The organism is Pseudomonas sp. LG1E9, assembly GCF_003290225.1.
GTDB classification, from domain to species: Bacteria; Pseudomonadota; Gammaproteobacteria; order Pseudomonadales; family Pseudomonadaceae; genus Aquipseudomonas; species Aquipseudomonas cyclaminis.
Map to the genome: position 1 here is coordinate 5,763,437 of NZ_CP029983.1, position 24,626 is coordinate 5,788,062.

21 protein-coding genes and 1 pseudogene are annotated in these 24,626 nt (G+C 58.9%); 4 read left to right on the plus strand and 18 right to left on the minus strand.

Going from position 1 to position 24,626, the window contains the following annotated elements; translation table 11 throughout:
- Positions 1-15: 15 nt before the first annotated feature.
- The 9 genes and pseudogenes from DNK50_RS26375 to DNK50_RS26415 form a co-directional block, all read right to left on the minus strand.
- Positions 16-840: a hypothetical protein gene (locus DNK50_RS26375; protein WP_162633405.1), complete on the minus strand. Its 825-nt coding sequence runs from the start codon at positions 838-840 to the stop codon at positions 16-18.
- On the minus strand, positions 837-2,066 hold the full coding sequence (locus DNK50_RS26380; RefSeq protein ID WP_112196665.1) for a toll/interleukin-1 receptor domain-containing protein: 1,230 nt from the start codon (positions 2,064-2,066) through the stop codon (positions 837-839). Before DNK50_RS26380 ends, DNK50_RS26375 begins: the two co-directional genes overlap by 4 nt.
- On the minus strand, positions 2,059-2,604 hold the full coding sequence (locus DNK50_RS26385) for a TIR domain-containing protein (RefSeq protein WP_112196666.1): 546 nt from the start codon (positions 2,602-2,604) through the stop codon (positions 2,059-2,061). The genes DNK50_RS26380 and DNK50_RS26385 overlap by 8 nt, the downstream gene beginning before the upstream one ends.
- Before the next feature lie 435 nt (positions 2,605-3,039).
- Positions 3,040-3,555, minus strand: a complete 516-nt coding sequence (locus DNK50_RS26390; RefSeq protein ID WP_256595398.1) for a hypothetical protein — start codon at positions 3,553-3,555, stop codon at positions 3,040-3,042.
- 49 nt (positions 3,556-3,604) lie between these two features.
- Positions 3,605-4,618, minus strand: a pseudogene (locus DNK50_RS26395) (tyrosine-type recombinase/integrase); the annotation flags it as partial.
- A gap of 307 nt (positions 4,619-4,925) precedes the next feature.
- A complete protein-coding gene (gene guaA / locus DNK50_RS26400; protein ID WP_112196667.1) occupies positions 4,926-6,503 on the minus strand; it encodes a glutamine-hydrolyzing GMP synthase in 1,578 nt (525 codons plus the stop codon).
- An 82-nt stretch (positions 6,504-6,585) separates the two neighbouring features.
- Positions 6,586-8,055: an IMP dehydrogenase gene (gene guaB, locus DNK50_RS26405; protein WP_017478674.1), complete on the minus strand. Its 1,470-nt coding sequence runs from the start codon at positions 8,053-8,055 to the stop codon at positions 6,586-6,588.
- Between the two features lie 104 nt (positions 8,056-8,159).
- A complete protein-coding gene (locus tag DNK50_RS26410) occupies positions 8,160-8,708 on the minus strand; it encodes a sugar ABC transporter ATPase (protein WP_099585601.1) in 549 nt (182 codons plus the stop codon).
- A 143-nt stretch (positions 8,709-8,851) separates the two neighbouring features.
- Entirely contained in the window at positions 8,852-9,619 is a 768-nt protein-coding gene (locus tag DNK50_RS26415; RefSeq protein WP_112196668.1) for a sulfite exporter TauE/SafE family protein, read from the minus strand.
- A 99-nt stretch (positions 9,620-9,718) separates the two neighbouring features.
- Here DNK50_RS26415 and DNK50_RS26420 point away from each other — a divergent pair, with 99 nt between their 5' ends.
- The 4 genes from DNK50_RS26420 to leuA all read left to right on the plus strand — a co-directional run bounded on the left by DNK50_RS26420 (position 9,719) and on the right by leuA (position 14,828).
- A complete protein-coding gene (locus tag DNK50_RS26420; RefSeq protein WP_112196669.1) occupies positions 9,719-10,609 on the plus strand; it encodes a LysR family transcriptional regulator in 891 nt (296 codons plus the stop codon).
- A 10-nt stretch (positions 10,610-10,619) separates the two neighbouring features.
- Positions 10,620-11,999: an exodeoxyribonuclease VII large subunit gene (gene xseA / locus DNK50_RS26425; RefSeq protein ID WP_112196670.1), complete on the plus strand. Its 1,380-nt coding sequence runs from the start codon at positions 10,620-10,622 to the stop codon at positions 11,997-11,999.
- Between the two features lie 3 nt (positions 12,000-12,002).
- Entirely contained in the window at positions 12,003-12,824 is an 822-nt protein-coding gene (locus tag DNK50_RS26430; RefSeq protein ID WP_112196671.1) for a M23 family metallopeptidase, read from the plus strand.
- A 324-nt stretch (positions 12,825-13,148) separates the two neighbouring features.
- Positions 13,149-14,828, plus strand: a complete 1,680-nt coding sequence (leuA, locus tag DNK50_RS26440; protein WP_112196672.1) for a 2-isopropylmalate synthase — start codon at positions 13,149-13,151, stop codon at positions 14,826-14,828.
- Positions 14,829-14,961: 133 nt separating this feature from the next.
- Here the strand turns inward: leuA and DNK50_RS26445 are convergent, their stop codons facing one another.
- The 9 genes from DNK50_RS26445 to pilW all read right to left on the minus strand — a co-directional run bounded on the left by DNK50_RS26445 (position 14,962) and on the right by pilW (position 24,619).
- Positions 14,962-15,753, minus strand: a complete 792-nt coding sequence (locus tag DNK50_RS26445) for an amidohydrolase (RefSeq protein ID WP_112196673.1) — start codon at positions 15,751-15,753, stop codon at positions 14,962-14,964.
- Complete coding sequence (locus DNK50_RS26450) at positions 15,741-16,889, minus strand: pyridoxal phosphate-dependent aminotransferase (RefSeq protein ID WP_112196674.1); 1,149 nt, start codon at positions 16,887-16,889, stop codon at positions 15,741-15,743. The genes DNK50_RS26445 and DNK50_RS26450 overlap by 13 nt, the downstream gene beginning before the upstream one ends.
- A gap of 135 nt (positions 16,890-17,024) precedes the next feature.
- Positions 17,025-18,494 (minus strand): ribosome biogenesis GTPase Der, encoded by a 1,470-nt coding sequence (gene der / locus DNK50_RS26455; RefSeq protein ID WP_112196675.1) that lies wholly within the window; start codon positions 18,492-18,494, stop codon positions 17,025-17,027.
- Between the two features lie 134 nt (positions 18,495-18,628).
- On the minus strand, positions 18,629-19,780 hold the full coding sequence (gene bamB, locus DNK50_RS26460; RefSeq protein ID WP_099585610.1) for an outer membrane protein assembly factor BamB: 1,152 nt from the start codon (positions 19,778-19,780) through the stop codon (positions 18,629-18,631).
- The gene (locus DNK50_RS26465; protein ID WP_099585611.1) at positions 19,773-20,414 is read right to left on the minus strand and encodes a YfgM family protein; all 642 of its coding nucleotides are present in this window, start codon (positions 20,412-20,414) and stop codon (positions 19,773-19,775) included. The genes bamB and DNK50_RS26465 overlap by 8 nt, the downstream gene beginning before the upstream one ends.
- Positions 20,415-20,455: 41 nt before the next feature.
- The gene (gene hisS / locus DNK50_RS26470) at positions 20,456-21,745 is read right to left on the minus strand and encodes a histidine--tRNA ligase (RefSeq protein ID WP_099585612.1); all 1,290 of its coding nucleotides are present in this window, start codon (positions 21,743-21,745) and stop codon (positions 20,456-20,458) included.
- A gap of 23 nt (positions 21,746-21,768) precedes the next feature.
- On the minus strand, positions 21,769-22,878 hold the full coding sequence (gene ispG / locus DNK50_RS26475; RefSeq protein WP_099585613.1) for a flavodoxin-dependent (E)-4-hydroxy-3-methylbut-2-enyl-diphosphate synthase: 1,110 nt from the start codon (positions 22,876-22,878) through the stop codon (positions 21,769-21,771).
- A 2-nt stretch (positions 22,879-22,880) separates the two neighbouring features.
- Entirely contained in the window at positions 22,881-23,861 is a 981-nt protein-coding gene (locus DNK50_RS26480; protein ID WP_099585614.1) for a RodZ family helix-turn-helix domain-containing protein, read from the minus strand.
- Entirely contained in the window at positions 23,861-24,619 is a 759-nt protein-coding gene (gene pilW, locus DNK50_RS26485; protein WP_112196676.1) for a type IV pilus biogenesis/stability protein PilW, read from the minus strand. Before pilW ends, DNK50_RS26480 begins: the two co-directional genes overlap by 1 nt.
- Positions 24,620-24,626 lie beyond the last annotated feature (7 nt).

Here is a 24,626-nt window from a genome sequence, read left to right on the forward strand (position 1 = left end):
AATATTCTCGTATAATTAATCTAAAGGCGTAGCTTGGCTTATGACGTTAAGTAGGCCTCGGATAATTAAGACCACGGCCTGATCGACATAGGGCGTCGTTGCCAACGCCATATTCTCAGCAGAAGACAATCCGTTGTTTAGGCTCTCTATGCGGAACGCCGAAAAAAGATCTGAGCCTGGCCAGTTCGGGGCTGAAGTCTGATGCGGGTTTTGAACGCCGATCAAATCCAGAATGTCTCTAGTACACCCGCCAAATCCGCCCAGAAGATATACGGCCTTCTCTGCATTCAGTGAGATCAAGACCTCTTCTGCAATTCCAGGCATATCGCCCATAAATCCATTAGTTTTGCCGCCTAAGACGATGCGTGCCATTGACTCATTTGTCGTTCGGATCCGCATTTGCCTAAGTGATCTGGCCCAGTGCAGGTGCGCTGAGGACCTATCATCCGCTGTAAAGGCAAACTCTGTCGGATTTCCATCGAGGTCGAGCAGACAAATCTCAGCCGTGTCTGACAGATCGCTTTTAAGGGTTCGCAACTCATCTGGGGTTATCGTGGTGATCGAAGACCAGGGCAGATAACTTATGACACTGGCGACGCTTTTGAAGTCGACAGAATCCTTTCGATAACGAGACACCAACTCGTATAGCAATCGCGTGAACCCGCGCGCACGAAGATCCCCCCCGTAGAGCAGCGTTGCGCCAAGCGCAAGCATGTGCCTTGCGACTTCACACATGGCCTCGTCCAAGTGTGCTTCGCTGAGGCCAAGTGCGTTCATGTTCTCGCTTTCTGAGATCGAGATCGCGATTTTCTTCCTGTCGAGGGCTTCTTTGTAGCTCATCTGAATGCCCCCGCTTTCCATTCATTTAAGCTCCGAATTTGCACATGGGGAGCGACTCGGCTGAGCAGCCTTTCCTCCTCAGTATTCAATGGAGGATCAGGATAGATAAGTACCAGATCTTGAGGTGCGCTGCCCTCCTGGTCCTCAGGAAATACCATAGGTATGCAAGATAACGATATCAGTTCAGGCGGGCGAGGTATAAAGATTGCTCGAACGGGAAGGGTAGCTCTGATCTCATGCGTTTGACATCTCCATAGATAGTCCTTGAGCACCTCCTCCAGCAGCCTACCAACGACGATGTCGATCCTGCCTGCATCCGTTGCATCATGACCTAACCGCACCAGTGGCACGTTCCCCATATACGGAAAGCTTCGCTCGTCAACTGTGCTGATGCTATTGGCAATCACAAGGGGAACGTTCCACGTCTTGGCCTCGATGATTTCTTTTCGGCACCACTCACGTGATGAGTATGAGTCAGTGTGTATCGCCACCATTGCGCTGACGCGCACTTGATGAAGCAAAACCTCATCAAAGTGAAGGCCTGCCGGGATGTCATGGACATCGAAGAACGAAGCCAAACCATGGCCCTGATATATTCTCAAGCGTATAGCCTTGGCGATTTCAGCGCCTTCGTCATCATGTTTCGAATGACTCAGAAATACCTGCACCTTCTTGAGGTATTCATCGATTTTCCGCTCGGTCGGCACCTCAAGCTGAGCAAGGTTGTAACGCAGCATTCTGCAGAACTCATAGGTCAACTCCCGACGGAGCCGCTGTACCTTCGCGTCGTCGTCACCCTCCCAGGTATCCCAACGCAATGCCTGCTGGGCCACTGACGATTTGGCTAGGACTTCCCTCTGAATAGACACAGGGAATAGCATCCTCTTGAAACCTTCGCGGGAAAACTCCTTCACCTGGGCAGATATACGTTGAACGTAATCAAGCCATTCAGCTGACGAGACCAGATGTTCATCGAGTATGACGATAGTCGCTGAAGTTTCTGAGTCGTTTAGAGACACCGGTATTGGTGTGCCCGCCTCGGGCAGACAGGCGCTTCTGAAAACCACGGGGATTCCATTCCCCCCGACAATATTTCTATAAATATCGCGCCGAAAATGGTGCATCAGAGCATCGGCAATAACTTTGCCGAGAACACATTCTGGATGCCAGACAACGTGAACGACGAAGAATGGCTGCCCGAGATTTTCATTAGTCGGCTCAGCCATTTTTTAATTTCTTCTCTCTGGAATTGTCAATCAGCGACTTTGATTTCGCTTTCGCGGCTTTGATGCAATCATCGAGAGCGTTCGCCGAAGCAGTTATGGTCTCCCAGCTCACCAAGCTGGCAAAACCGCTGGCTACGTTGTCGTAAAGCCGGCCGGGCACGATGATTTTGGAGCCGTCGGCAGAGCGTTTCGCCGTAGGGAGGTAAACACCTACCAGCGCGTGCTCTTTATCCAGCGTGGCTTTTATCTCCCAGTCTATATACTTTCGAGTGTAGGTTTCAGCTCCGATCAGAACGATTGTGCTTGATGTACCTGTAAGATACTCGTCCCTTATTTTTCTCATCACGTAATCGACATTATCGCTGTCAATCTCCTTGTCCAGAGATTTGTCATGGATAGCTTCGAGGGTATCGTGAAAGTGCTTCGAAAAAGCGTCGTAATATCCCTGATCAAAAGAGTGGTGGTAGCTCAGAAAAATCCTGTGTTTCATTGGCTTTTCGAGGCCTGCAAGAAGTTTTCGCATGAAGTCGTCTTGCATATGTCTTTCCCTGATCTGATCTTTGATAAGTATGTCTCTGTGCCGCAGGCTGAAACCGCAGCCGAGCAAAAAAATGAATGAATATCAGTGATAGCCTTTTGATGCAATGGCCTTATCTCTTACAGCATTGACCCATCGACCCCGATCTGGGAAATGGCTTGATTCTGGGCGTGAAGCTGACACTAATGGCGACACTACGGTCAGCTGCGTAGAAATTATCAGTGCGCTTTGGACCGCATCATCTTCCGAAGGGCTACAGCCGGACGCGCAACGGCATGGTTACCAGAACTGGAACGCCCTGGATCAGCGCGAACTGGCAGCCCTCAACAGCACGGAGGCTTCGCCATTAGTAATACGCACGGACTTGTGCCAGCTATCCATGGCCCCTCAACTAAACCTGAAACCCCCTTCTGGTTAGCTTGAGCGGGGCCGAGATCAAAAGCCCGAAAGCTTTGCTACAAGTAATACGCACGGACATGTCTCAGCTTCGGGGACTGCTGGTTTACCTGCTCGATACCAACTGCGCCGACTCATCTCGAGAGCCTCCCAAGGTTTTTGGCGGCTCAAGGAGGTGCTTTCGTAGGTCTGACGGTCTACGGCACCGGCTGCGCGTCTGCGGGCTTCCTCGCGCTTCCTGTGACGCTTTGCGGCTTCCGCCTGACTAACGATGGTCTTTAGCTGCCACTGCTCGTCTGCGGTGATCCTGAACAGATTAATCAGGGTGTCGTTTTTGGGCGTGTAGAGCGGCGCGTACTCTTTGCCTCCGAAGCTGACCCGCTCCCCTGATTCGTAGGCCTTGGCTTTACCGAACAACGTCATCAGCTCCTTGGAGCGGCTACTCCATTGCGGATCTAGCTCGCGGGCCAGCGCTGAGGCTTCGTGATACATCTGCCTGCTGTTGGTTGCGCCGGACAGTAGAAGGAAGTTCAAGCGCCAAAATAGGTGCTGCATCCGGCTACCTTCGTTGACGCCGCCGCGTAGCTCGGCGAGCTTGCGCAGGTCTCAACTCATGTGGTCCGAACTTGCTCAGCGGCTTCCCTTCTTTCTGCGCGAGCCTATAGGCCAGCGTCAGCACCTGATTGATCGTTGCGGTGCTCATTGGTAAATCAGAATCGTAACGGGAGGGAAGGACGTAATCCGAACCACCGGCAAAAGTCTTCAGCGCAATGAAGAAATCCAACGCCTGCCTGGACAAGAACACCAAATGGGAGTTGCGCCGCTTCATCCGCTCTTTTGGAATGGTCCACAGAGCTTCGCTAAAATTGATCTCGTCCCAGGTGGTGTTGGTCAGCTCACTTTTGCGCACCATGATGAGTAACAGCAGCTTAGCCGCAGCTCTCACGGAGGAGGCGGTGCCGATGCGATCCATGTATTGGTACATCAACGCGATTTCGTCAGGGCCCAAAGCGCGGTCACGCGGGCTCAAATTTAGCGATGCTTGCAGGACGTACCAGATCGGCCGGGTTCTCGACCTTCTGGCCACGCTCAATCGCCCATCGGAACACCTGCATTACGATCTCGCGCGAGTGTACTGCTGTTGCTGGCGCACCTCGCTCCACGATTGCATCGGTAAGTGTTCGCAGATCCTCATGGTTGATTTCCACCAGTTTCTGATTACCAAATTGCGGCTTGAGCTCGCGCTCGTAAACAGATCGGCGCATATCACGTGTCGAGTCGGCCATTTGATACTCGCGCAGCCATTTCTCGGCCCACGCATCAAACGTTTCTGCACCCTTGGTACGAGCCTTAGCACGGGCCTTTTCTTTGGCTGGTGACTACCAGCCGAAACCATCTTTTTAGCCTCACCCAAGCGCTCTCTAGCTTCCGCAAGCGTAATGCCGCCTACGCCATAGCGACCGAACGTAACGGTCTCCTGACGGCCGTTGATGGAGTAATTGTAGCGAAAGGAGATTGAACCCGCAGGGGTAACAGCCACGTAAAGTCCGTCGCGGTCGTTCACCTTGTAGAGTTTTTCTTTCGGCTTGAGGTTTCGTAGCTTGGTATCGGTCAGCATGGAGGTCACGTATCCCACGTAAAAAATACCATGCTCAGAAAGCACTCACGCACCACGAGAAAACCCAATGAAACCGGGCAGATGATGAGGTTTGATACCATGCCCCTCTCTACTGAGGCGACATGGTATCGAGCACCGAGCATGGCATTGGGCTCAGTTAGTGCCCCGTACCATGCCATACAAATACGGTGCTTGGCGATGCACAAAGCTGCCAGAATTTGCCAGACCAAAAAAGCCAAAAGCCCGCAACTACGCGGGCTTCAGGGCATTTCTTGCTAGATCGTGCCGGGCAATGCCGGACGCGGGATCATTCCCACTCAATCGTCGCCGGCGGCTTGCTCGACACGTCATAAGTAACGCGCGAGATGCCTTCGATCTCATTGATGATGCGACCGGAAACGGTCTCAAGCAGTTCGTACGGCAGATGCGCCCAGCGCGCCGTCATGAAGTCGATAGTCTCTACGGCACGCAGGGCCACGACCCAGGCGTAACGACGGCCATCGCCTACAACGCCGACGGATTTCACCGGCTGGAACACTACGAAGGCCTGGCTGACTTTGTGGTACCAGTCGGCCTTGCGCAGTTCTTCGATGAAGATGTGGTCGGCGCGACGCAGCAGGTCGGCGTATTCCTTCTTCACTTCACCCAGGATCCGCACGCCCAGGCCCGGGCCTGGGAATGGGTGGCGGTAGACCATGTCGTACGGCAGGCCCAGTTCCAGGCCCAGGCGGCGGACTTCGTCCTTGAACAGTTCGCGCAGCGGTTCTACCAGCTTGAGGTTCATTTCCTCAGGCAGGCCACCCACGTTGTGGTGGGACTTGATCACATGTGCCTTGCCGCTCTTGGCACCGGCCGACTCGATCACATCGGGGTAGATGGTGCCCTGGGCCAGGTACTTGATGTTGTCCAGGTGTTTGGCCTGGGCATCGAAGACGTCGATGAAGGTACGACCGATGATCTTGCGCTTCTTCTCTGGGTCGGACTCGCCGGCCAGGTTGTTGAGGAACTGGTCCTCGGCGTTGGCGCGGATCACCTTGACGCCCATGTTCTCGGCGAACATGGCCATCACTTGCTCACCTTCGTGCAGGCGCAGCAGACCGTTGTCGACGAAGACGCAGGTCAGTTGGTCGCCGATGGCTTTGTGCAGCAGCGCGGCAACCACGGAGGAGTCAACGCCGCCGGACAGGCCGAGCAGCACGTTGTCGGTGCCGACCTGGGCACGCACGTTGGCGATGGCGTCTTCAGCGATTTTCGACGGGGTCCACAGGGCTTCACACTCGCAGATGTCGAGGATGAAGCGCGACAGGATGCGGCCGCCTTGCTTGGTGTGGGTCACTTCCGGGTGGAACTGCACGCCGTAGTAGCGACGCTCATCGCTGAACATGCCAGCAATCGGGCAGCTCGGGGTGCTGGCCAGGATGTGGAAGTCTTCCGGCATCTTGGTGACTTTGTCACCGTGGCTCATCCACACGTCGAGGCCGAACAGGCCGTCGGCGTCGACGTGGTCTTCGATGCCGTCCAGCAGGCGGCTCTTGCCGACCACGTCTACACGGGCATAACCGAATTCACGCAGTTCGGAACCTTCAACCTTGCCGCCCAGCTGCTCGGCCATGGTCTGCATGCCGTAGCAGATACCGAAGACGGGCACGCCCAGGTCGAATACGGCTTGCGGGCAGCGCGGGCTGTTGGCTTCATGCACGGACTCGGGGCCACCGGCGAGGATGACGCCTTTCGGTGCGAATTCGCGAATCGCTTCGTCGTCCATGTCGAACGGATGCAGTTCGCAGTACACGCCGATTTCACGCACGCGGCGGGCGATCAGTTGGGTGTACTGGGAACCGAAGTCGAGGATCAGGATGCGGTGGGCGTGAATGTCGAGGGCCATGAGATCAGTCTCGTCTAATGAATCAGAAACAACTCGGGGCTGAATAAGACAGCCCCGGTTACTTAACTATTTGCAGGAAGCATCAACCTACGCGGTAGTTTGGCGCTTCTTTGGTGATCTGTACGTCGTGGACGTGGGACTCGGCCATACCGGCACCGGTGATCCGCACGAACTCAGGCTTGGTGCGCATTTCTTCGATGTCGGCGCTGCCGGTGTAGCCCATCGAGGAACGCAGGCCGCCCATCAGTTGATGGATGATGGCGCTCAGGGTGCCTTTGTACGGCACACGGCCTTCGATACCTTCCGGTACGAGCTTCTCGGCGCCTGCCGAGGAGTCCTGGAAGTAACGGTCGGACGAGCCTTGAGCCTGGGACATGGCGCCCAGCGAACCCATGCCACGGTAAGCCTTGTACGAACGCCCCTGGAACAGTTCGATCTCGCCTGGCGCCTCTTCGGTACCGGCGAACATCGAGCCCATCATCACGCAGGAAGCACCGGCTACGATGGCCTTGGACAGGTCACCGGAGAAACGGATGCCGCCGTCGGCGATCAACGGTACGCCGGTGCCTTCAAGGGCTGCGGCGACGTTGGCGATGGCGCTGATTTGCGGCACGCCCACACCGGCGACGATACGCGTGGTGCAGATCGAGCCAGGGCCGATACCGACCTTGACGGCATCCGCGCCGGCTTCGGCCAGGGCCTTGGCCGCTGCGCCGGTGGCGATGTTGCCGCCGATTACCTGGACTTCAGGGAAGTTCTGCTTGACCCAACGTACGCGGTCGATCACGCCTTTGGAGTGACCGTGGGCGGTGTCGACCACCACCACGTCCACACCGGCAGCAACCAGGGCGGCAACGCGATCGCCGGTGTCTTTACCGGTACCGACCGCAGCACCTACGCGCAGACGACCTTGGTCATCCTTGCTGGCCAGCGGGTAAGCCTTGGCTTTTTCGATGTCGTTGACGGTCATCATGCCTTTGAGGGCGAATTTGTCGTCGACGATCAGCACGCGCTCGATGCGGTGCTTGTGCAGCAGTTCGCGTACGTCGTTCTTGTCGGCGCCTTCCTTGACAGTGACGAGGCGCTCTTTAGGCGTCATCACTTCGCGGACGGTGACTTCAAGACGGTTTTCGAAACGCACGTCACGGGAAGTGACGATGCCGACCAGGTCGCCATCGTGCAGCACGGGAACACCGGAGATGTTGTGCAGACGAGTGAGGTCGAACAGGTCACGCACGGTGGCGTCGGCTTCGATGGTGATTGGATCTTTCACCACACCGGCTTCGTAACGCTTGACCTTGCGCACTTCGGCAGCTTGCTGCTCGATGGTCATGTTCTTGTGGATGATCCCGATACCGCCTTCCTGCGCCATGGCAATGGCCAGGCGGGCTTCGGTAACGGTGTCCATCGCAGCGGAAACCAGGGGAATATTCAGCTCGATGCCACGGGTTAGGCGGGTCTTGAGACTGACTTCGTTAGGAAGCACCTCGGAATAACCGGGCACTAGGAGAATGTCGTCGAATGTCAGAGCTTCTTGGCTGATACGCAGCATCGCGGGGGCTCCCGAGCGGGAAAATGGAAGCGCGCCATTATATACATGCACCCTGTCGGGCTCAATGTAAAACTCTGACAAACTTGGTAATACTGATAGATGGATTAAAGCTCGACCTTGACCCAACTGATCTTCTGGTCCAGCCAATCGGCAAATTCGTCGATAAAGCTTTGCTTGAACCCCGCCTCCGCCCAGTTGTTGAAGATGAATCCCAGGTTGGAAAACCCGCACGCCTGCAGGAACAGAAACCCGTTGATGTCATCTTCATGCCCACACAGCGGGCAGGTGAAGTTGTCGGTATGGCCGGGCATCCAGTCCTCCAGGCTTTCAAACAGCGCCTCGCCGACTTCCTTGCGGCACTCCGGGCAGCCGGCTTCTTCGAGAAAGCCCTTGGCCGGGGTGTAGATGCAGCGTTTGTAGATGATCTCCAGGCCATTGACCGGCTCGTTGAACGGCAGCGCCTCGGGGTGCAGCACCACGGCGCGGGCGCCGTCGGCCAGGGCGTAGGCCATGCGGTTACCGGTGCGGCCACAGGTAGTGAGTTCTTCCTTGATGATGTTCTTGCGCACCAGCCAGCGCACGATGGCCCGGGCGCGGGGCTCGTGGACGGGCAAGGTGGAGATTTTGGGGACAAGGATGCTTTGGGAATTCATGGAAGGCCTGCGGTGTGGCTGCTGACGCCATCGCGGGCAAGCCCTCTCCCACATTTTGAATTGTGAACACCTTCAAATGTGGGAGTGGGCTTGCCCGCGATGAGGCCCGGGAGGACGGCAGCTTAATCCCTGAAGAAATCAGGTCAAGTGCTCAAGTACCGCCCAATCAATGCAATGCCGCTGGCCAGCACCAGCCACGTCACCAAGCGCACAAACGCTTCACGGGACATGCGCATCGTCAGCCTGCGCCCACACCACAGCCCCAGGGCCATCGCGGGCAACAGGCAGAGGGCCAACATCAGCAGCGGCAGATCAGCATACACCCCGGCGATCAAAAACAGGCTCAGGCGCACCACCGTACTGCAACTGATCAACGCGCTTTGGGTCGCGCGTGCCGCGTCCTTGGGCAAGCGGCTGTTCAGGTAGATGGCATATAAAAAGCCACCACTGCCGAACAACGCCCCAAACAGCCCGCCCACAGTGCCCATCGGGATCGACCACCCCGCTGCCAGTTGCGTGGGCCGGGCGTTTACCGCCAGGCTGTAAATCGCATAGGCGCTGATAAACAGCCCCATCAACAGCAGCAACAGGTCCGAATGCAAGTTGAGCAAAAACACCACGCCCAGGGTGCAGCCAATCGCCATGCACGGCAGTAATCGCAGCAGCTCCGGCTTGTTCACGTCCCGTCGCGTGTGCAGCAGGCCACCAAACGCCGCGACAAAATCCAGCAGCACCAGCAGCGGGATGATCCTCGACAGCGGCATAAACACAATCAGGATCGGCCCCGCTACCAACGCCGTACCAAAGCCGGCAATGCCGAACACGATATAGGCCACTACCACGCCCAGGCCGATCACCAGCCACTCCACACCGCTAAACGACCACTGGCTCATCAGCTCAACCGGGCTCATGGCGAATTCCTTGAAAGAGATAGCCATCACTTTAGCCATCAGCGAGGGTTGCGACTAATATCGTCAAAGCCCTCCACCCATCTCGAAAAGGCATAACGTGTGATTTCCACTCGCCAATTGCGCTACTTCGTCGAAATTGCCGACAGCGGCAGCTTCAGCGCCGCCGCCGAACGCCTGTTCGTAGCGCAATCGGCCCTGAGCCGACAGATCAAGGAGCTGGAAAACCAGCTGCAAACGCCGTTGTTCGAACGCACTGCACGCCAGCCACGCCTGACCGCGGCCGGTGAAGCCTTCTACCCAAGGGCCCGCAACCTGCTGAGCGAGCTGCTCAAGGCCAGTGAAACCGCGACCCAGGTCGGCAAAGGCCAACTCGGCACCCTGCGCCTGAGCCATTCGAGCACCGTGCCGATGAGCGGCGTGTTATTGCAGGGCATCAGCACGTGGCTGGAGCGCTGCCCCGGCGTTTCGATGGACATCGTCAAGCTGTCCTCGGAAGCGCAACTGGAGGAGATCGCCGACGGTCGCCTGGACGTCGGCCTGTTACGGCTGCCGGTGCTGCGCCAGCGTGAAGGGGTACGTGTGGAGCCTTTATATAAGGAGCAATTGCTGCTGGCGGTGCCGCCGAATCACCGACTGGCAAGTAGCAACGAGCCCGTCGGCCTGGAGCAGCTCAAGGATGAAGCGTTTATCTCGATCCCCCATCCACAGCGTGGTGGACTGAGTTATCTGTCAGCCGAACTCTGCATGCGCGCCGGATTTTTCCCCAAGGCTGCGCGGGTCATATCACGTAAGACCACTCAGCTACAGTTGATCCAGGCCGGCTTCGGTATTGCCCTGTTACCAAAATCCATGCAGGACATCGCCCCCGCCAATGTGCACTTTTTAGCCCTGGCTGACCCGGATTGCCTGAGCACCGTGGCCCTGGCCTGCCCGCAGGTGCCGAGTCGCCTGGTGGAGCAGTTCTGTCAAACCTTGCACGAATGCCTATAAACTGCCGCCCATGATTAAAGACCCCTTTGCCCGTCTGGGCCTGGACCGTGAAGTCCTGACTGTCAGCCAACTCAACGGCCGTGCGCGGGTGTTGCTGGAAGACGTGTTCACCAATATCTGGGTCGAAGGCGAGATCTCCAACCTCGCCCGCCCGGCCTCCGGCCATGTGTATTTCACCCTCAAGGACAGCGGCGCCCAGGTGCGTTGCGCGTTGTTTCGCAACAATGCCGCACGGGTGCGCCAGGCGCTGAAGGATGGCCTGGCGGTGAAGGTGCGTGGCAAGGTCTCGCTGTTCGAGGGCCGTGGCGACTACCAGTTGATCCTCGACACGGTGGAGCCTGCCGGCGACGGCGCGCTGCGCCTGGCGTTCGATGCGCTGAAGGAAAAGCTCAGCGCCGAAGGCCTGTTCAATGCCGAGCGCAAGGTGCCGCTGCCGGCCCATCCTCGGCGCATTGGCATTATCAGCTCGCCCACCGGCGCGGTGATCCGCGACATCATCAGCGTGTTCCGCCGCCGGGCGCCGAACATTGAGCTGACTTTGATCCCCACCGCCGTACAAGGTCGTGAAGCGATCGCGCAGATTGTGCGGGCACTGAAACTCGCCGACGCCCGTGGCTTTGACGCACTGATCCTGGCGCGTGGCGGCGGCTCTCTGGAAGACCTCTGGTGCTTCAACGAAGAAGCCGTCGCCCGCGCAGTGGATGCGTGCGTCACGCCCATCGTCAGCGCCGTCGGCCATGAAACCGATGTCTCCATCAGCGACTTCGTGGCGGACGTGCGCGCCCCTACGCCGTCTGCCGCCGCTGAGTTGCTCGCCCCGGACGCCAGCCATCTGGTGCGCCAGGTCGAGAACCTGCATCGGCGCCTGGTGATGCTGATGCGCAATCGCCTGACCCATGATCGCCTGCGCCTCGAAGGCATGGCCCGGCGCTTGCGTCATCCGGGCGAACGTCTGCGCCAGCAGGCCCAGCGCCTGGATGACCTGGACATGCGCCTGCGCCGCGCCTTCGAACGCAGCCTCAATACCCGGCGCGAGCGCCTGATCCGCCTGGAAACCCGCCTCGCCGGCCAGCACCCCGGCCGTCAACTGGCCCTATTGCGCCAGCGCCTGGACAGCCTTGCCGAACGCCTGCCCCGCGCCATGCGCGAAGGCCTGAAGGCCCGTCGCCTGCAACTGCAAAGCCAGGTACAGACGTTGCAGGTGGTCAGCCCGCTGGCAACCTTGGCTCGCGGTTACAGCATCTTGCTGGATGAGCGCGGCCAGGCCATTCGCAACGCGGCGCAAACCCACACCGGCCAACGCCTCACCGCGCGTCTCGGTGAAGGCCAGTTGCAAGTGCGGGTGGAAGACAACCACCTGACACCCGTCACCCTTTCGTTATTGGATTGATTGATGCCTCGTCTCTTTAGCTTGTTGATGCTGCTGTGCCTTGCCTTTAATGCCCACGCCGATAGTTATATCAGCCGTACATTAAACAAACCGGTGCCAGGTGGCGTGGCCGTGGTCGACCTGGGCCCTTCGGCCGCTGCACCGAAAGCGACCTATCAAGGCAAGCCGGTGCTGGTGGTCAAGGAACAGGACAACTGGCTGGCGATTGTCGGCATTCCGCTGAGCGTCAAGCCGGGCAACGAGCGCATCAGCAGCGGTAGCCGCAGCCTGCCGTTTATCGTCGGTTACAAGAAATACCCGGAACAGCGCATCACCCTGAAGAACAAAAGCCAGGTCAACCCCGACCCGGCCCAACTCAAGCGCATCGAAGGCGAACTGGCCGTGCAACTCAAGGCCTACCGCAGTTTCAGCCCCAACCTGCCGAGCAACCTGGTGCTGGATAAACCGGTGAACGGGCCGCTGTCGAGCAAGTTCGGCGTGCGTCGCTTCTTCAACGGTGAAGAACGCAACCCGCATTCGGGTCTGGATTTCGCCGTGCCGGCCGGTACGCCGATCAAGACGCCGGCGAACGGCAAGGTGATCCTGGTCGGCAACTACTTCTTCAATGGCAACACCGTGTTCGTCGACCACGGCCAGGGCTTTATCAGCATGTTCTGTCATATGTCGAAGATCGATGTGAAAGTCGGCCAGCAACTGGTGCGCGGGACGGTGGTAGGCAAGGTCGGCGCGACGGGCCGCGCCACCGGGCCACATATGCACTGGAACATCAGCCTCAACGATGCACGGGTGGACCCGGCGATCTTTATCGGCGCGTTCCAGCCCTGAGTGACTCGATTGCGCGCGCGGTAAAGCGCGCGCAATTTAATTCAGCGTTTGCAACGTTCCCAGGCATAAAATCTCGATTCCTACGCAAATAACAGAACTTCTCTCAATTTTTTTCGACTGCTTGCCATCTTTCACCCCGGCGGTTAGGGTTGAGCTTATGAAAACCTCTCACACCCTCATTCAGCTCCGCCAGCACCGCAGCCTGTGCCTCGTCAGCGCACGACTGCCAGGCTGAATCGATCTGCCTCGTCTCTACGCCTTATCCCCAAAAACAGTTCCACGGCAGGCCGCCTTTTCTCGGCCCCTACAACAAAGGATTTCCCGATGAGCATGCTCAAAGACCCGTCTTCGAAGTACCGCGCGTTCCCGACCATCGATATCCCGGACCGCACCTGGCCGTCGAAGACCATCACCGAAGCGCCGATCTGGTGCAGCTCCGACCTGCGTGACGGCAACCAGTCGCTGATCGAACCGATGGACGCGGTGAAAAAACTGCGCTTCTGGAAGACCCTGGTCGCCGTGGGCGTGAAGGAAATCGAAGCGTCGTTCCCCGCCGCATCGCAAACCGACTTTGACTTCGTACGTACCCTGATCAAAGACAACCACATCCCCGAGGACACCACCATCCAGGTGCTGACCCAGGGCCGTGAAGACTTGATCGCACGCACCTTCGAATCCCTGCGCGGCGCCAAGAAAGCCATCGTGCACTTGTACAACGCCACCTCGCCGTCCTTCCGCCGCATCGTGTTCAACCAGGACAAGGACGGTATCAAGGCCATCGCGGTCAACGCGGCCAAGCTGTTCGTCAAATACGCGGCCCAGCAGCCGGAAACCCAGTGGACCTTCGAATACTCCCCGGAGACCTTCAGCGCCACTGAGCTGGAATTCGCCAAAGAAGTCTGTGACGCCGTGATCGAGGTGTGGAACCCGACGCCTGAACACAAGATGATCCTCAACCTGCCGGCCACCGTGGAATGCGCCACGCCGAACATCTATGCCGACCAGATCGAGTGGTTCGGTCGCCATATCAACCGCCGTGACAGCGTGATCATCAGCCTGCACACCCACAACGACCGTGGCACCGGCGTGGCCGCGACCGAGCTGGGCCTGATGGCCGGCGCCGACCGTGTCGAAGGCTGCCTGTTCGGCAACGGCGAGCGTACCGGTAACGTCGACCTGGTCACTGTGGCATTGAACATGTACACCCAAGGCCTCGACCCGCAGTTGGACTTCTCCGACATCGACGGCGTGCGCAAGGTCGTCGAAGAATGCAACCAGATCCAGGTGCACCCACGTCATCCGTATGTGGGTGATCTGGTTCACACTGCGTTCTCTGGCTCCCACCAGGACGCGATCCGCAAGGGCTTCACCCAGCAGAAAGACGATGCGCTGTGGGAAGTGCCGTACTTGCCGATCGACCCGGCCGACATTGGCCGCAGCTACGAGGCGGTGATCCGTGTGAACAGCCAGTCGGGCAAAGGCGGCATCGCCTACCTGCTGGAGCAGGAATACGACATCAGCCTGCCGCGTCGCATGCAGATCGAGTTCAGCCAGGTGGTACAGGCCGAAACCGACCGCGTGGGCCTGGAGATGACCGCCCCGCAGATCTACGCCTTGCTGCAACGCGAATACTTGCAGGCCAACACTCCGTACGCGCTGGTCAGCCATCGCCTGCAGGAAGAAAACGGCAACAGCTCGGTGGAAGTGGAAGTCTCGGGCAAAGGCCAGGGCGAAACCAACCTGCGCTGGCACGGTAAGGGCTATGGCACCCTGGAAGCCCTGGTCGCCGCCCTGCCGATCAAGGTGGAGATCATGGACTACAACGAACACGCGATCGGCGCGGGTACCAACGCCAAGGCTGCCGCCTACATTGAATTGCGTGTGAATGGCGAGCGTCCGGTGCATGGCGTGGGCATTGATGAAAACATCACTACCGCCAGCTTCAAGGCGGTGTTCAGCGCGCTGAATCGCTCGCTGAGCCAGTTGGAAGCGAAAGCGGCGTAACTGACCGCCGAAACGCAAAAGGCCCCTGGGTGAGAACTCAGGGGCCTTTTTGTTGGGATTTATATTTGCGGTGTCTGTGAGGTCCTCATCGGGGGCAAGCCCCCTCCCACATTTGGAATGCGTTTCCCTGTGGTCAGACAAACTGAAAACTATCGGCATCCAGGTTCGCCGGAAATTTGCTGCGATAGGTCGCCAGCTCGGCTGCCTCCAGGCACACCTGAAACACACCATCGGCCTCCCCTGCGCTAAGCAGGGTCTCACCCTGGAAATCCAGCACCTGGCTGTCCCCGGTGTAAGCGAAACCTTTGCCATCCGTACCCACCCTATTCACTGCCGCCACGTAGCACAGGTTTTCGATGGCACGCGCCGGCAATAAACGGTTCCAGTGCTGACGCCGCGCTCCCGGCCAGTTTGCGGTGTACAACAGCAGGTCCGTGTCCTGGGCATCGCGGCTCCACACCGGAAAACGCAGGTCGTAGCAAATCAGCGGCCGAATACGCCAGCCCTTCAATTCAAACTGTACCTGCCGTTCGCCGGGGGTGTAGTGATCGTGCTCGCCGGCCATACGAAACAGGTGGCGCTTGTCGTAATGCAGCACCTCGCCATCCGGTCGTGCCCACAGCAGGCGGTTGCGGTGGCTGCCGTCGGCGGCCTGGATGATCACACTGCCGGTGATCACGGCGTTGTATTTGACCGCCTGGGCCTGGAGCCATCGATGGGTAGGACCGTTTTCCGGTTCAGCGAGAGTGGCCGACGCCATGGAGAATCCGGTGGTGAACATTTCCGGCAGCACGATCAGGTCGGCGCCCCTGGCCTGCTCCAGCAGCAGGTCGAAGTGTTCGAGGTTGGCCTGACGGTCGTGCCATGCGAGGGTGGTTTGGACCAGGGCGAGCGTCAGGTTGGGCAGCGCACTCAGATCACGCATAGTTTTTCAGCTGCTTGGCGCAGCGTCTCCTCGCGTTTGGCAAAGCACAGGCGCACTAGGCGCTGGCCTTGGGGTGGGTTCTGGTAGAACACCGAGACCGGGATGGTCGCGACGCCGTGTTCGCGGGTCATCCACAGGGACATGGCGACGTCATCCAGGTCCGGGCGAATCTGTGAGTAATCCACCAGTTGGAAGTACGTGCCGGTCACCCGGCTGAAACTGAAACGTGACGGTGCCAGCAGGTCACAGAACAGGTCGCGCTTGGCCTGATAGAACGCAGGCAATTCGTCGACGTGCTCCGGGTGGTCGGCCATGAAGTCAGCCAGCGCGAACTGCAATGGCGTCACGCCGCAAAAGTTGACGTACTGGTGCACCTTGCGCAGCTCGGCCGTCAGGGCCGGTGGCGCGACGACGTAGCCGGTTTTCCAGCCCGTCACGTGGTAGGTCTTGCCAAAAGAGCTGACCACGAACGCACGTTGATACAGCTCTTCGTGGGCCAGCACACTGACGTGGGGTACGCCGTCGAAGACCAGATGCTCGTAGACCTCGTCGCTGACCAGGTAGATATCGCGGTCGCGGATTAATTCGGCCAACTGGTCCAGCTCGGCGCGGCTGATCAGGGCACCGGTGGGGTTGTGTGGAGTGTTGAGGATAATCATGCGCGTACGCGGCGACAACGCGGCCTTGATCTTCTCGAAGTCCAGCGCAAAGCCTTGCAGGCTCAGTTGCACATGCACGCAGCGACCACCGGCCAGCTCGACCGAGGGCTCGTAGCTGTCGTAGCAGGGGTCGAACACGATGACTTCATCGCCGCTGCGAATCACCGCCTGGATCGCGCAGAAGATCGCTGCCGTTGCGCCTGGGGTGATGGTTACTTCGCTGTCAGGGTTAACCGCGGCGCCGTAATTGCGGGCGATCTTGGCCGCGACTTCTTGGCGCAGGGCTGGCAGGCCGGTCATCGGGGAATATTGGTTGTGCCCGCTGGCAACGTGCTTGCCCACCGCATCGAGTAACGCCTGGGGGCCATTGAAATCGGGAAAGCCCTGGGACAGGTTGAGCGCGCCGGTTTCGGCTGCGAGTTGCGACATGGTGGTAAAGATGGTTGTGCCGACGTTCGGCAGCTTGCTGGTGATCATCGGAGGCCCCTGCAGGTGAGCTGCAAGTTTTAAGCTGCAAGTCGCAAGCAGGTCAAGCGACAAACCGCCGGCCACAAAAAAGGGCTCCAAAGGAGCCCTCTCTCGCAGCGTGTAGCTTACAACGCAAAGCGGCGCTTATTTCTTATCGCGGCGCTTCTTGTCGGCCTTCTTGTGGTGAGTCATCAAACGACGCTTCTTGTTCACCTGACGGTCTGTCAGTGTGTTCTTGTTGCCTTCGTATGGGTTCTCGCCACCTTTGAACTCGATACGGATCGGCGTACCGACCAGTTTCAAGACACGGCGGTAGGTGTTTTCCAGGTAACGCACGTAGGACTTGGGCACCTTCTCGATCTGGTTACCGTGGATCACGATAATCGGCGGGTTGGCACCACCCAAGTGGGCGTAACGCAGTTTGATCCGGCGGTTGTTGACCATCGGCGGCGCGTGCTCGCCCACCGCGTCTTCCAGGATCTGGGTGAGGCGGTTGGTCGGCCAGCGGGTGACTGCGGATTTGAACGAGTTCTGTACGGACGCGTAGAGGTTGCCCACGCCGGTGCCGTGCAGTGCCGAGATAAAGTGGATATCGGCGAACTCAACGAAGAACAGCCGACGTTGCAGCTCGATCTTCACGAAATCGCGCTCGCTCGGCGTCATGCCGTCCCACTTGTTGATCGCGATGACCAGGGCACGACCGGCTTCCAGGGCAAAGCCCAGCAAGTTGAGGTCGTGATCCACCACGCCTTCGCGGGCGTCCATCACGAAGATCACCACGTTGGCGTCTTTGATCGCTTGCAGGGTTTTGACCACGGAGAACTTTTCAACTTCCTCGTGGATCTTGCCGCGCTTGCGCACACCGGCGGTGTCGATCAGCGTGTACTTCTCGTCGTTACGCTCGAACGGGATGTAGATACTGTCGCGGGTGGTACCGGGTTCGTCGTAGACGATTACACGGTCTTCACCGAGCATGCGGTTGACCAGGGTCGACTTGCCGACGTTAGGGCGACCGATGATGGCGATCTTGATACCGTCTTTTTCGCTCGGGCCAGGAATGCGCTTGGCTTCCTCACCTTCGGCAACGATCTCTTCTTCACCTTCCTCTTCCTCAGCGTCATCCTTGGGAAAGGTGCTGAGGGCGATTTCCAGCATCTGGGTGATGCCGCGACCGTGGGCGCCGGCGACCGGGATCGCATCGCCCAGGCCCATCGGGCTGAATTCGGCACGGGCCGCCTCAGGATCGATGTTATCGATCTTGTTCGCGACCAGGTAGGAACGCTTGTTGCGCTTGCGCAGGTGCTCGCCAATCATCTGGTCGGCGGCGGTGTAGCCCGCGCGGGCGTCCACCAGGAACAACACGACATCGGCTTCTTCAATGGCCAGCAGCGACTGCTCGGCCATTTTTTCGTCCATGCCATGCTCATCACCGGAGATACCACCGGTGTCGACAATAATGTAGGAGCGCCCTTGCCACTTTGCCTCACCGTATTGGCGATCACGGGTCAGACCGGACAAGTCGCCGACAATGGCGTCGCGAGTCCTGGTCAGGCGGTTGAACAAGGTGGACTTGCCGACGTTAGGTCGGCCCACCAGGGCGATTACGGGAACCATGCGGCTCTCCACTTCGTTATTTCAGAAAATACAAAAGCCGCTGCAGGGCAGCGGCTGGTGCTCGGGGCAGCATCGTCAGATGCCGCATGCCCCGCCGAAGCGGGGCCGCCTGGGTGTTACCCCAAGCATAGTTCTTACTTGATGGTCAGGGCTTCCAGCTTGCCGCTGTTGCCATACACATAAAGCATGTTACCCACGACCAGCGGACGCGCACGCAGGCCGTCACTGTCGATACGCTCACGACCTACAAAGCGACCGTCCACCTGGCTCAGCAGGTGCAGGTAGCCTTCGAAGTCGCCGACCGCTACGTAGCTGGAAAACACTTCCGGTGCCGACAGCTGACGGCGAGCCAGGGAGTCGTTGCTCCACAACGCGGTGGTGGAACGCTCGTCGACACTTTCAACGGTGCCGGACGCCAGGCTGACGTAGACGCTGCCAAACCCTTGGGCGACACCGGCGTAGCTGGAAGCATCACGCTGCCAGTTAACACGGCCGCTCTGCAGGTCCAGCGCAGCAACGCGGCCCTGGTAGGTGGCGACGTAGAGGGTTTCACCCGACAGCAGCAAGCCACCGTCGATGTCCACTACGCGATCCAACTCGGAACGACCCTGCGGGATGGCCACACGGGTTTCCCAGGCCGGCACGCCGTTCTGGGTGTCCAGGGCGACCACTTTACCGGTCGACAGGCCTGCGACGGCCAGATTGTTGGTCACAACCGGACCACTGGTACCGCGCAGGGTCAACACCGCAGGGGTGCTGTCGTACAACCAGCGCTGGTTGCCGGTAGCGGCATCCAGACCGATGACACGGTCATCCTGGGTCTGCACCACAACGATGTCGCCGTTGGTGGCAGGCGGTGCGAGGACTTCACTGGTCACGCGAGCGCGCCATTTCTCTTCACCGGTGCTGGAATCCAGGGCAACCACTTCGCCCTTCAGCGTGCCGACCATCACCAGGCCGTAACCCACGCCTACGGCGCCGGAGACAGGCAATTCGAGGTCTTTCTTCCACTTCACGTCACCGTTCATGCGATCCATGGAGATCACTACGCCGGTCACGTCAGCGGCCACAATGTTGTCACCGTCGATAGCCGGTACCAACATGTTGTAGGTTTCGCCCTGACCGTCACCGATGGAACGGCTCCACTGCTTTTGCAGGACGACTTCTTCCTTGAAGCTGGTCAGCTCGGCCGGAGGCAGTTCTTTTTTACTGTTGCTGCTGCAACCCGCGGCCAGAACGGCCAGAGCCAGCAATGCTGCATGTTTCCAACGGATCACGTCACGCATCCCCTTTGGCCAAGTCGTCGAGCTTGATTTGTAAGCCACCGACCGCCGCTTCATCAGACAGCGCCGCCTTGGCTTTCTTGTACGCAGCATTGGCTTCGTCGGTACGACCCAATTGGACCAACAGGTCGCCCTTGAGCTCTTCGCGAGTGGCTACAAATGCCTTGTCCGCATCGCCGTCGAGCAGTTTGAGTGCTTCGTCAGCCTTGTTCTGTGCCGCCAATACCTGAGCCAGGCGCTGACGTGCGATTTCACCCAGAGTCGGGTTGGTCGGTTTGTCGGCGATTGCTTTCAGCTCGGTGGCTGCATCATCCAGCTTGCCGGTGTCGACCGCGACTTTCGCGACGAACAGGCTGCCGTATTGGGCGTAGGTGCTACCGCCGAATTCGTTTTTCAGCTTGCCGGCCAGGTCTGCAACCTGTGCAGGGTCAGGCTTGCCGCTTGGCGTCAGGGTGGTTTCCAGCAATTGCTGATAAACGATAGAGGCGCCTTGGGATTGGTTGGCCTGATATTTGGTCCAGGCTTGCCAGCCGAACACCACCACTAAAGCCAGCAGACCGCCAGTAACCAGGGGCTTGCCGTTACGCTGCCACCAGTCCTTGAACTCGGCCAGTTGCTCATCATCAGTACTCGACACCCCAATACTCCTTAATCGCTAAATTCGGCTGTTCGACAGCTTCAACCCTGCACGACGCAGGTGGCCAAGTGCGCAGCGAGCGCATCAAAGGCAATGTTCTGTTGCTCGCCCTGGCCACGCAGGGGTTTGAAACCTATCACTTGCTGGGCAAGTTCGTCATCGCCGAGGATCAGTGCATACAGCGCACCGCTCTTGTCGGCCTTCTTGAACTGGCTCTTGAAGCTGCCAGCGCCAGCATTGACCTGCAGGCGCAGGTTCGGCAATTGGTCGCGTACTTTTTCGCTCAGGGCCAGGGCCGCCAGTTCGGCTGCCTCGCCAAAGGCGCACAGGTACACGTCCACCTGACGGGAAATTTCTTCCGGGATTTGTTCCAGGGTTTCCAGCAACAAGATCAGCCGCTCGATGCCCATGGCAAAACCCACACCGCTGGTCGGCTTGCCGCCCATCTGCTCGACCAGGCCATCATAGCGACCACCCGCGCACACGGTGCCCTGGGCGCCGAGTTTGTCGGTGACCCATTCAAATACGGTCTTGCTGTAGTAATCGAGGCCACGTACCAGCTTGGTGTTGATCACGAACGGAATACCGGCCGCATCCAGACGAGCCTTGAGGCCTTCGAAGTGAATGCGCGACTCGTCGTCCAGGTAATCGGCCATTTTCGGCGCGTTGACCAGCACGGCCTGGGTGTCGGCGTTCTTGGTATCCAGCACGCGCAGCGGGTTGGTTTTCAGGCGGCGCTGGCTGTCTTCGTCCAACTTGTCCAGATGAGCCGAGAGGTACTCGACCAAGGCCACTTTGTAGCGGCCGCGGGACTCACTGGTGCCCAGGCTGTTGAGCTCAAGCTTGACCGCGTCGCGGATGCCGAGCAGGCCCCACAGACGCCAGGTGAGTACGATCAGCTCGGCGTCGATATCCGGGCCGTCAATGTTGAACACTTCAAGGCCGATCTGGTGAAACTGACGATAACGGCCTTTCTGTGGACGCTCGTGACGGAACATCGGGCCGATGTACCACAGTTTCTGCGGCTGGCCTGCACCGGTGAGTCCGTGCTCAAGCACGGCGCGCACGCACGCGGCAGTGCCTTCCGGACGCAGGGTCAGGGAGTCGCCGTTGCGGTCTTCAAAGGTGTACATCTCTTTTTCGACGATATCGGTCACTTCACCGATGGAGCGCTTGAACAGCTCGGTGAACTCGACGATCGGCATGCGGATCTGCTTGTAACCGTAGTTATCCAGCAGACGTGCGACAGTATTCTCGAAATAGCGCCACAGAGGCGTCTGCTCCGGCAGGATGTCGTTCATGCCACGAATGGCTTGCAGAGACTTGCTCACATCAAATCCTTAAATTCGTTCAGTCAGCCGCGAGCGATCAGCGCTGCGTCAGCTGCAACCTTTTCGGCCGCTTTCTCGCGGATCAGTCTTTCGAGCTCATCCACCAGATTGTCATTCGTTAACTTCTGCGCCGGCTTGCCGTCGATGTAGATCAGGTTCGGTGTACCACCGGTCAAGCCCACATGGGCCTCCTTGGCTTCACCTGGCCCATTGACCACACAGCCAATCACTGCGACATCCAGCGGCACCAGCAGGTCTTCAAGGCGCAACTCCAGGTCGTTCATGGTTTTCACCACGTCGAAGTTCTGCCGCGAGCAGCTCGGGCAGGCAATGAAGTTGATGCCACGGGAACGCAAACGCAGGGATTTGAGAATGTCGTAGCCGACTTTCACTTCCTCTACAGGGTCTGCCGCCAGCGAGATGCGGATAGTATCGCCAATCCCTTCGGCGAGCAGCATACCGAGACCCACCGCAGATTTCACTGTGCCTGAGCGCAAACCGCCAGCTTCGGTGATACCCAGGTGCAACGGCTGCACGATTTCCTTGGCCAGCAGGCGGTAGGCTTCAACCGCCATGAACACGTCGGAGGCCTTTACGCTGACCTTGAAGTCCTGGAAATTCAGGCGCTCAAGGTGCTCAACGTGGCGCAATGCCGACTCAACCAGCGCCGCCGGAGTCGGTTCGCCGTATTTCTTTTGCAGGTCTTTTTCCAGGGAACCGGCGTTGACGCCGATGCGGATCGGAATGCCGCGATCACGGGCAGCGTCCACCACGGCGCGCACACGGTCTTCCCGACCGATGTTGCCCGGGTTGATACGCAGGCAGTCCACACCCAGTTCGGCCACGCGCAACGCGATCTTGTAGTCGAAGTGAATGTCGGCAACCAGCGGCACCTTGACCAGCTGCTTGATGCGGCCGAAAGCCTCTGCAGCGTCCATGTCCGGTACCGAAACCCGCACGATGTCAACGCCAGCAGCTTCCAGGCGGTTGATCTGGGCCACGGTGGCGGCCACATCATTGGTGTCGCTATTGGTCATGCTCTGTACCGCGATGGGGGCGTCGCCACCCACCGGCACTGAGCCGACCCAGATCTTGCGCGATACGCGACGTTTGATTGGAGATTCGCCGTGCATGACTATTGTCCCAACTTGATGCGAGCTGTCTCGCCACTGGTGAACGGCGCCACGTCCACAGGCTGGCCGTTGTAGGCCACTTGCGCGCCACGGGCGAAGCCCAGACGCAGCGTCAGAGGAGGCTTGCCGCCCTGGTCAAGCGTATCTCCCTTGCGCTTCAGACCGCTGAACAACACTTTGCCATTGCCATCGGTGACTTGCGTCCAGCAGTCGGCAACGAAGGTCACTTGTACGCGCCCGTCGCCAGCGATCAATGCTGGGGTGGTAGGCGGTGAAATAGCGGGCGCAGCCGGTGCGGGAGTCGCTGGCGCAGGTGCGACCGGCGTATGGGCCTGGGCAGTTGGTACTGCCGGGGTCGCCGGCGTTACAGGAGCGGGCGCAGCGGCAGTTGCCGCAGGAGCGGTCTCAGGTGTCGGCTGCTCGGTCGCGAGCGGGGCTTCAGACGTGGCCTGGCCCTCGGCAACAGCCTGGTCTTCCGGCTCGTCCAATGGATGGATCTGGGTGGTGCCGTCGGCGCTTTCGACTTCGACGTGCTCCATCGCGTTGCTGGTCAGGTCCTTGCTGCGCTGGGAGGTCTGGTCTTGCCACCAGACAAACCCGCCGCCGATCACCGCAATCAGCAGCAACAGGCTGACGATTCGCAAAATGGTATGGGAAACGCGCACCGGCTCTTCGATACGACCCAGGCCATGAACACTGCTACCCTGGGAGTCGGTACCCGTGAACTGGTCGAACTCCTGAACCAGAACGGTCTGGTCGATACCCAGCAATTTGGCGTAGGCGCGGATATAGCCGCGGGCGAACGTGTGCCCAGGCAACTTATCGAACGCGCCGGCTTCCAGATTGCCCAGGGACGTGGTGGTCAAATTGAGCTTGAGGGCCACTTCCGCCAGCGACCAACCATTGCTTTCGCGGGCCTGACGCAAGGTGTCGCCTGGGTTTACGCGATTAGCTGCTACAACTTCCGGGTGCGCCGCTTTCATCATTGCTCCGACAGGTATTGCTGATATTCCGGCGTACCGGGATAGAGTCGTTCGAGTTGCTGGCCAAAATGTGCGGCCGTGTCGCGTTCGTCATGAACGGTCGCCAGGCGCACACCGAGCAATAGACTACGTGCATTTTGCCCGCTGAGCAGGCTAAAACGCGCGTAATAGTCACGTGCCGGCACATAATGCCTGTCTTCGTAAGACAACTCAGCCATTTCGAGCAATGCCCGTGGCTGGCGACTGTTCAGGTGCAGGGCTTTTTCCAACTGCTGACGAGCGCTGTCACGCTGGCCAAGACGCATTGAGGTCACCCCGAGGTTCTCGAACACCCGCGAACGCTCTGGATAGAGTGTGTCAGCGGAGGCTTGCTGGAAATAACGGGAAGCCTGGTCATAACGTTTCTGTTCGAACAGGAAGCTGCCGTAATTGTTCAGCAGCCGAGGATCGGCAGGACGGGAGGCCAGTGCCTTTTTGAAATACTGGTCGGCCAGTTCAGGCTCGGCCTGGGCCTGAAAGACCAAGGCCAGTGCGGCATTGGCATCGGCGTCGTTGCTGTCCAGCTCAAGGGCTTTTTTCAACGGCACCTTGGCCTGCTCGCTCATGCCCTGCTGCAGGTAGCCCAAGCCCAATTGCACATAGGCAACTCGCGCCTCATCACGGGCTTTACCGGTTTGCAAAGGGCTCTCATGACCCGATGAAACACAACCGGCCGCAAGGCTGGTAACAAGCAGAAGCAGCGCGAGGCGCAAGGGCATAGAGATC

What these genes read in the sequence shown, in the direction of transcription:
- DNK50_RS26375 (WP_162633405.1), bottom strand. Translation starts at nt 840, where the DNA reads ATGAGCTACAAAGAAGCCCTCGACAGGAAGAAAATCGCGATCTCGATC.
- DNK50_RS26380 (WP_112196665.1), bottom strand. Translation starts at nt 2,066, where the DNA reads ATGGCTGAGCCGACTAATGAAAATCTCGGGCAGCCATTCTTCGTCGTT.
- DNK50_RS26385 (WP_112196666.1), bottom strand. Translation starts at nt 2,604, where the DNA reads ATGCAAGACGACTTCATGCGAAAACTTCTTGCAGGCCTCGAAAAGCCA.
- DNK50_RS26390 (WP_256595398.1), bottom strand. Translation starts at nt 3,555, where the DNA reads ATGCAGCACCTATTTTGGCGCTTGAACTTCCTTCTACTGTCCGGCGCA.
- guaA (WP_112196667.1), bottom strand. Translation starts at nt 6,503, where the DNA reads ATGGCCCTCGACATTCACGCCCACCGCATCCTGATCCTCGACTTCGGT.
- guaB (WP_017478674.1), bottom strand. Translation starts at nt 8,055, where the DNA reads ATGCTGCGTATCAGCCAAGAAGCTCTGACATTCGACGACATTCTCCTA.
- DNK50_RS26410 (WP_099585601.1), bottom strand. Translation starts at nt 8,708, where the DNA reads ATGAATTCCCAAAGCATCCTTGTCCCCAAAATCTCCACCTTGCCCGTC.
- DNK50_RS26415 (WP_112196668.1), bottom strand. Translation starts at nt 9,619, where the DNA reads ATGAGCCCGGTTGAGCTGATGAGCCAGTGGTCGTTTAGCGGTGTGGAG.
- xseA (WP_112196670.1), top strand. Translation starts at nt 10,620, where the DNA reads ATGATTAAAGACCCCTTTGCCCGTCTGGGCCTGGACCGTGAAGTCCTG.
- DNK50_RS26430 (WP_112196671.1), top strand. Translation starts at nt 12,003, where the DNA reads ATGCCTCGTCTCTTTAGCTTGTTGATGCTGCTGTGCCTTGCCTTTAAT.
- leuA (WP_112196672.1), top strand. Translation starts at nt 13,149, where the DNA reads ATGAGCATGCTCAAAGACCCGTCTTCGAAGTACCGCGCGTTCCCGACC.
- DNK50_RS26445 (WP_112196673.1), bottom strand. Translation starts at nt 15,753, where the DNA reads ATGCGTGATCTGAGTGCGCTGCCCAACCTGACGCTCGCCCTGGTCCAA.
- DNK50_RS26450 (WP_112196674.1), bottom strand. Translation starts at nt 16,889, where the DNA reads ATGATCACCAGCAAGCTGCCGAACGTCGGCACAACCATCTTTACCACC.
- der (WP_112196675.1), bottom strand. Translation starts at nt 18,494, where the DNA reads ATGGTTCCCGTAATCGCCCTGGTGGGCCGACCTAACGTCGGCAAGTCC.
- bamB (WP_099585610.1), bottom strand. Translation starts at nt 19,780, where the DNA reads ATGCGTGACGTGATCCGTTGGAAACATGCAGCATTGCTGGCTCTGGCC.
- ispG (WP_099585613.1), bottom strand. Translation starts at nt 22,878, where the DNA reads ATGCACGGCGAATCTCCAATCAAACGTCGCGTATCGCGCAAGATCTGG.
- DNK50_RS26480 (WP_099585614.1), bottom strand. Translation starts at nt 23,861, where the DNA reads ATGAAAGCGGCGCACCCGGAAGTTGTAGCAGCTAATCGCGTAAACCCA.
- pilW (WP_112196676.1), bottom strand. Translation starts at nt 24,619, where the DNA reads ATGCCCTTGCGCCTCGCGCTGCTTCTGCTTGTTACCAGCCTTGCGGCC.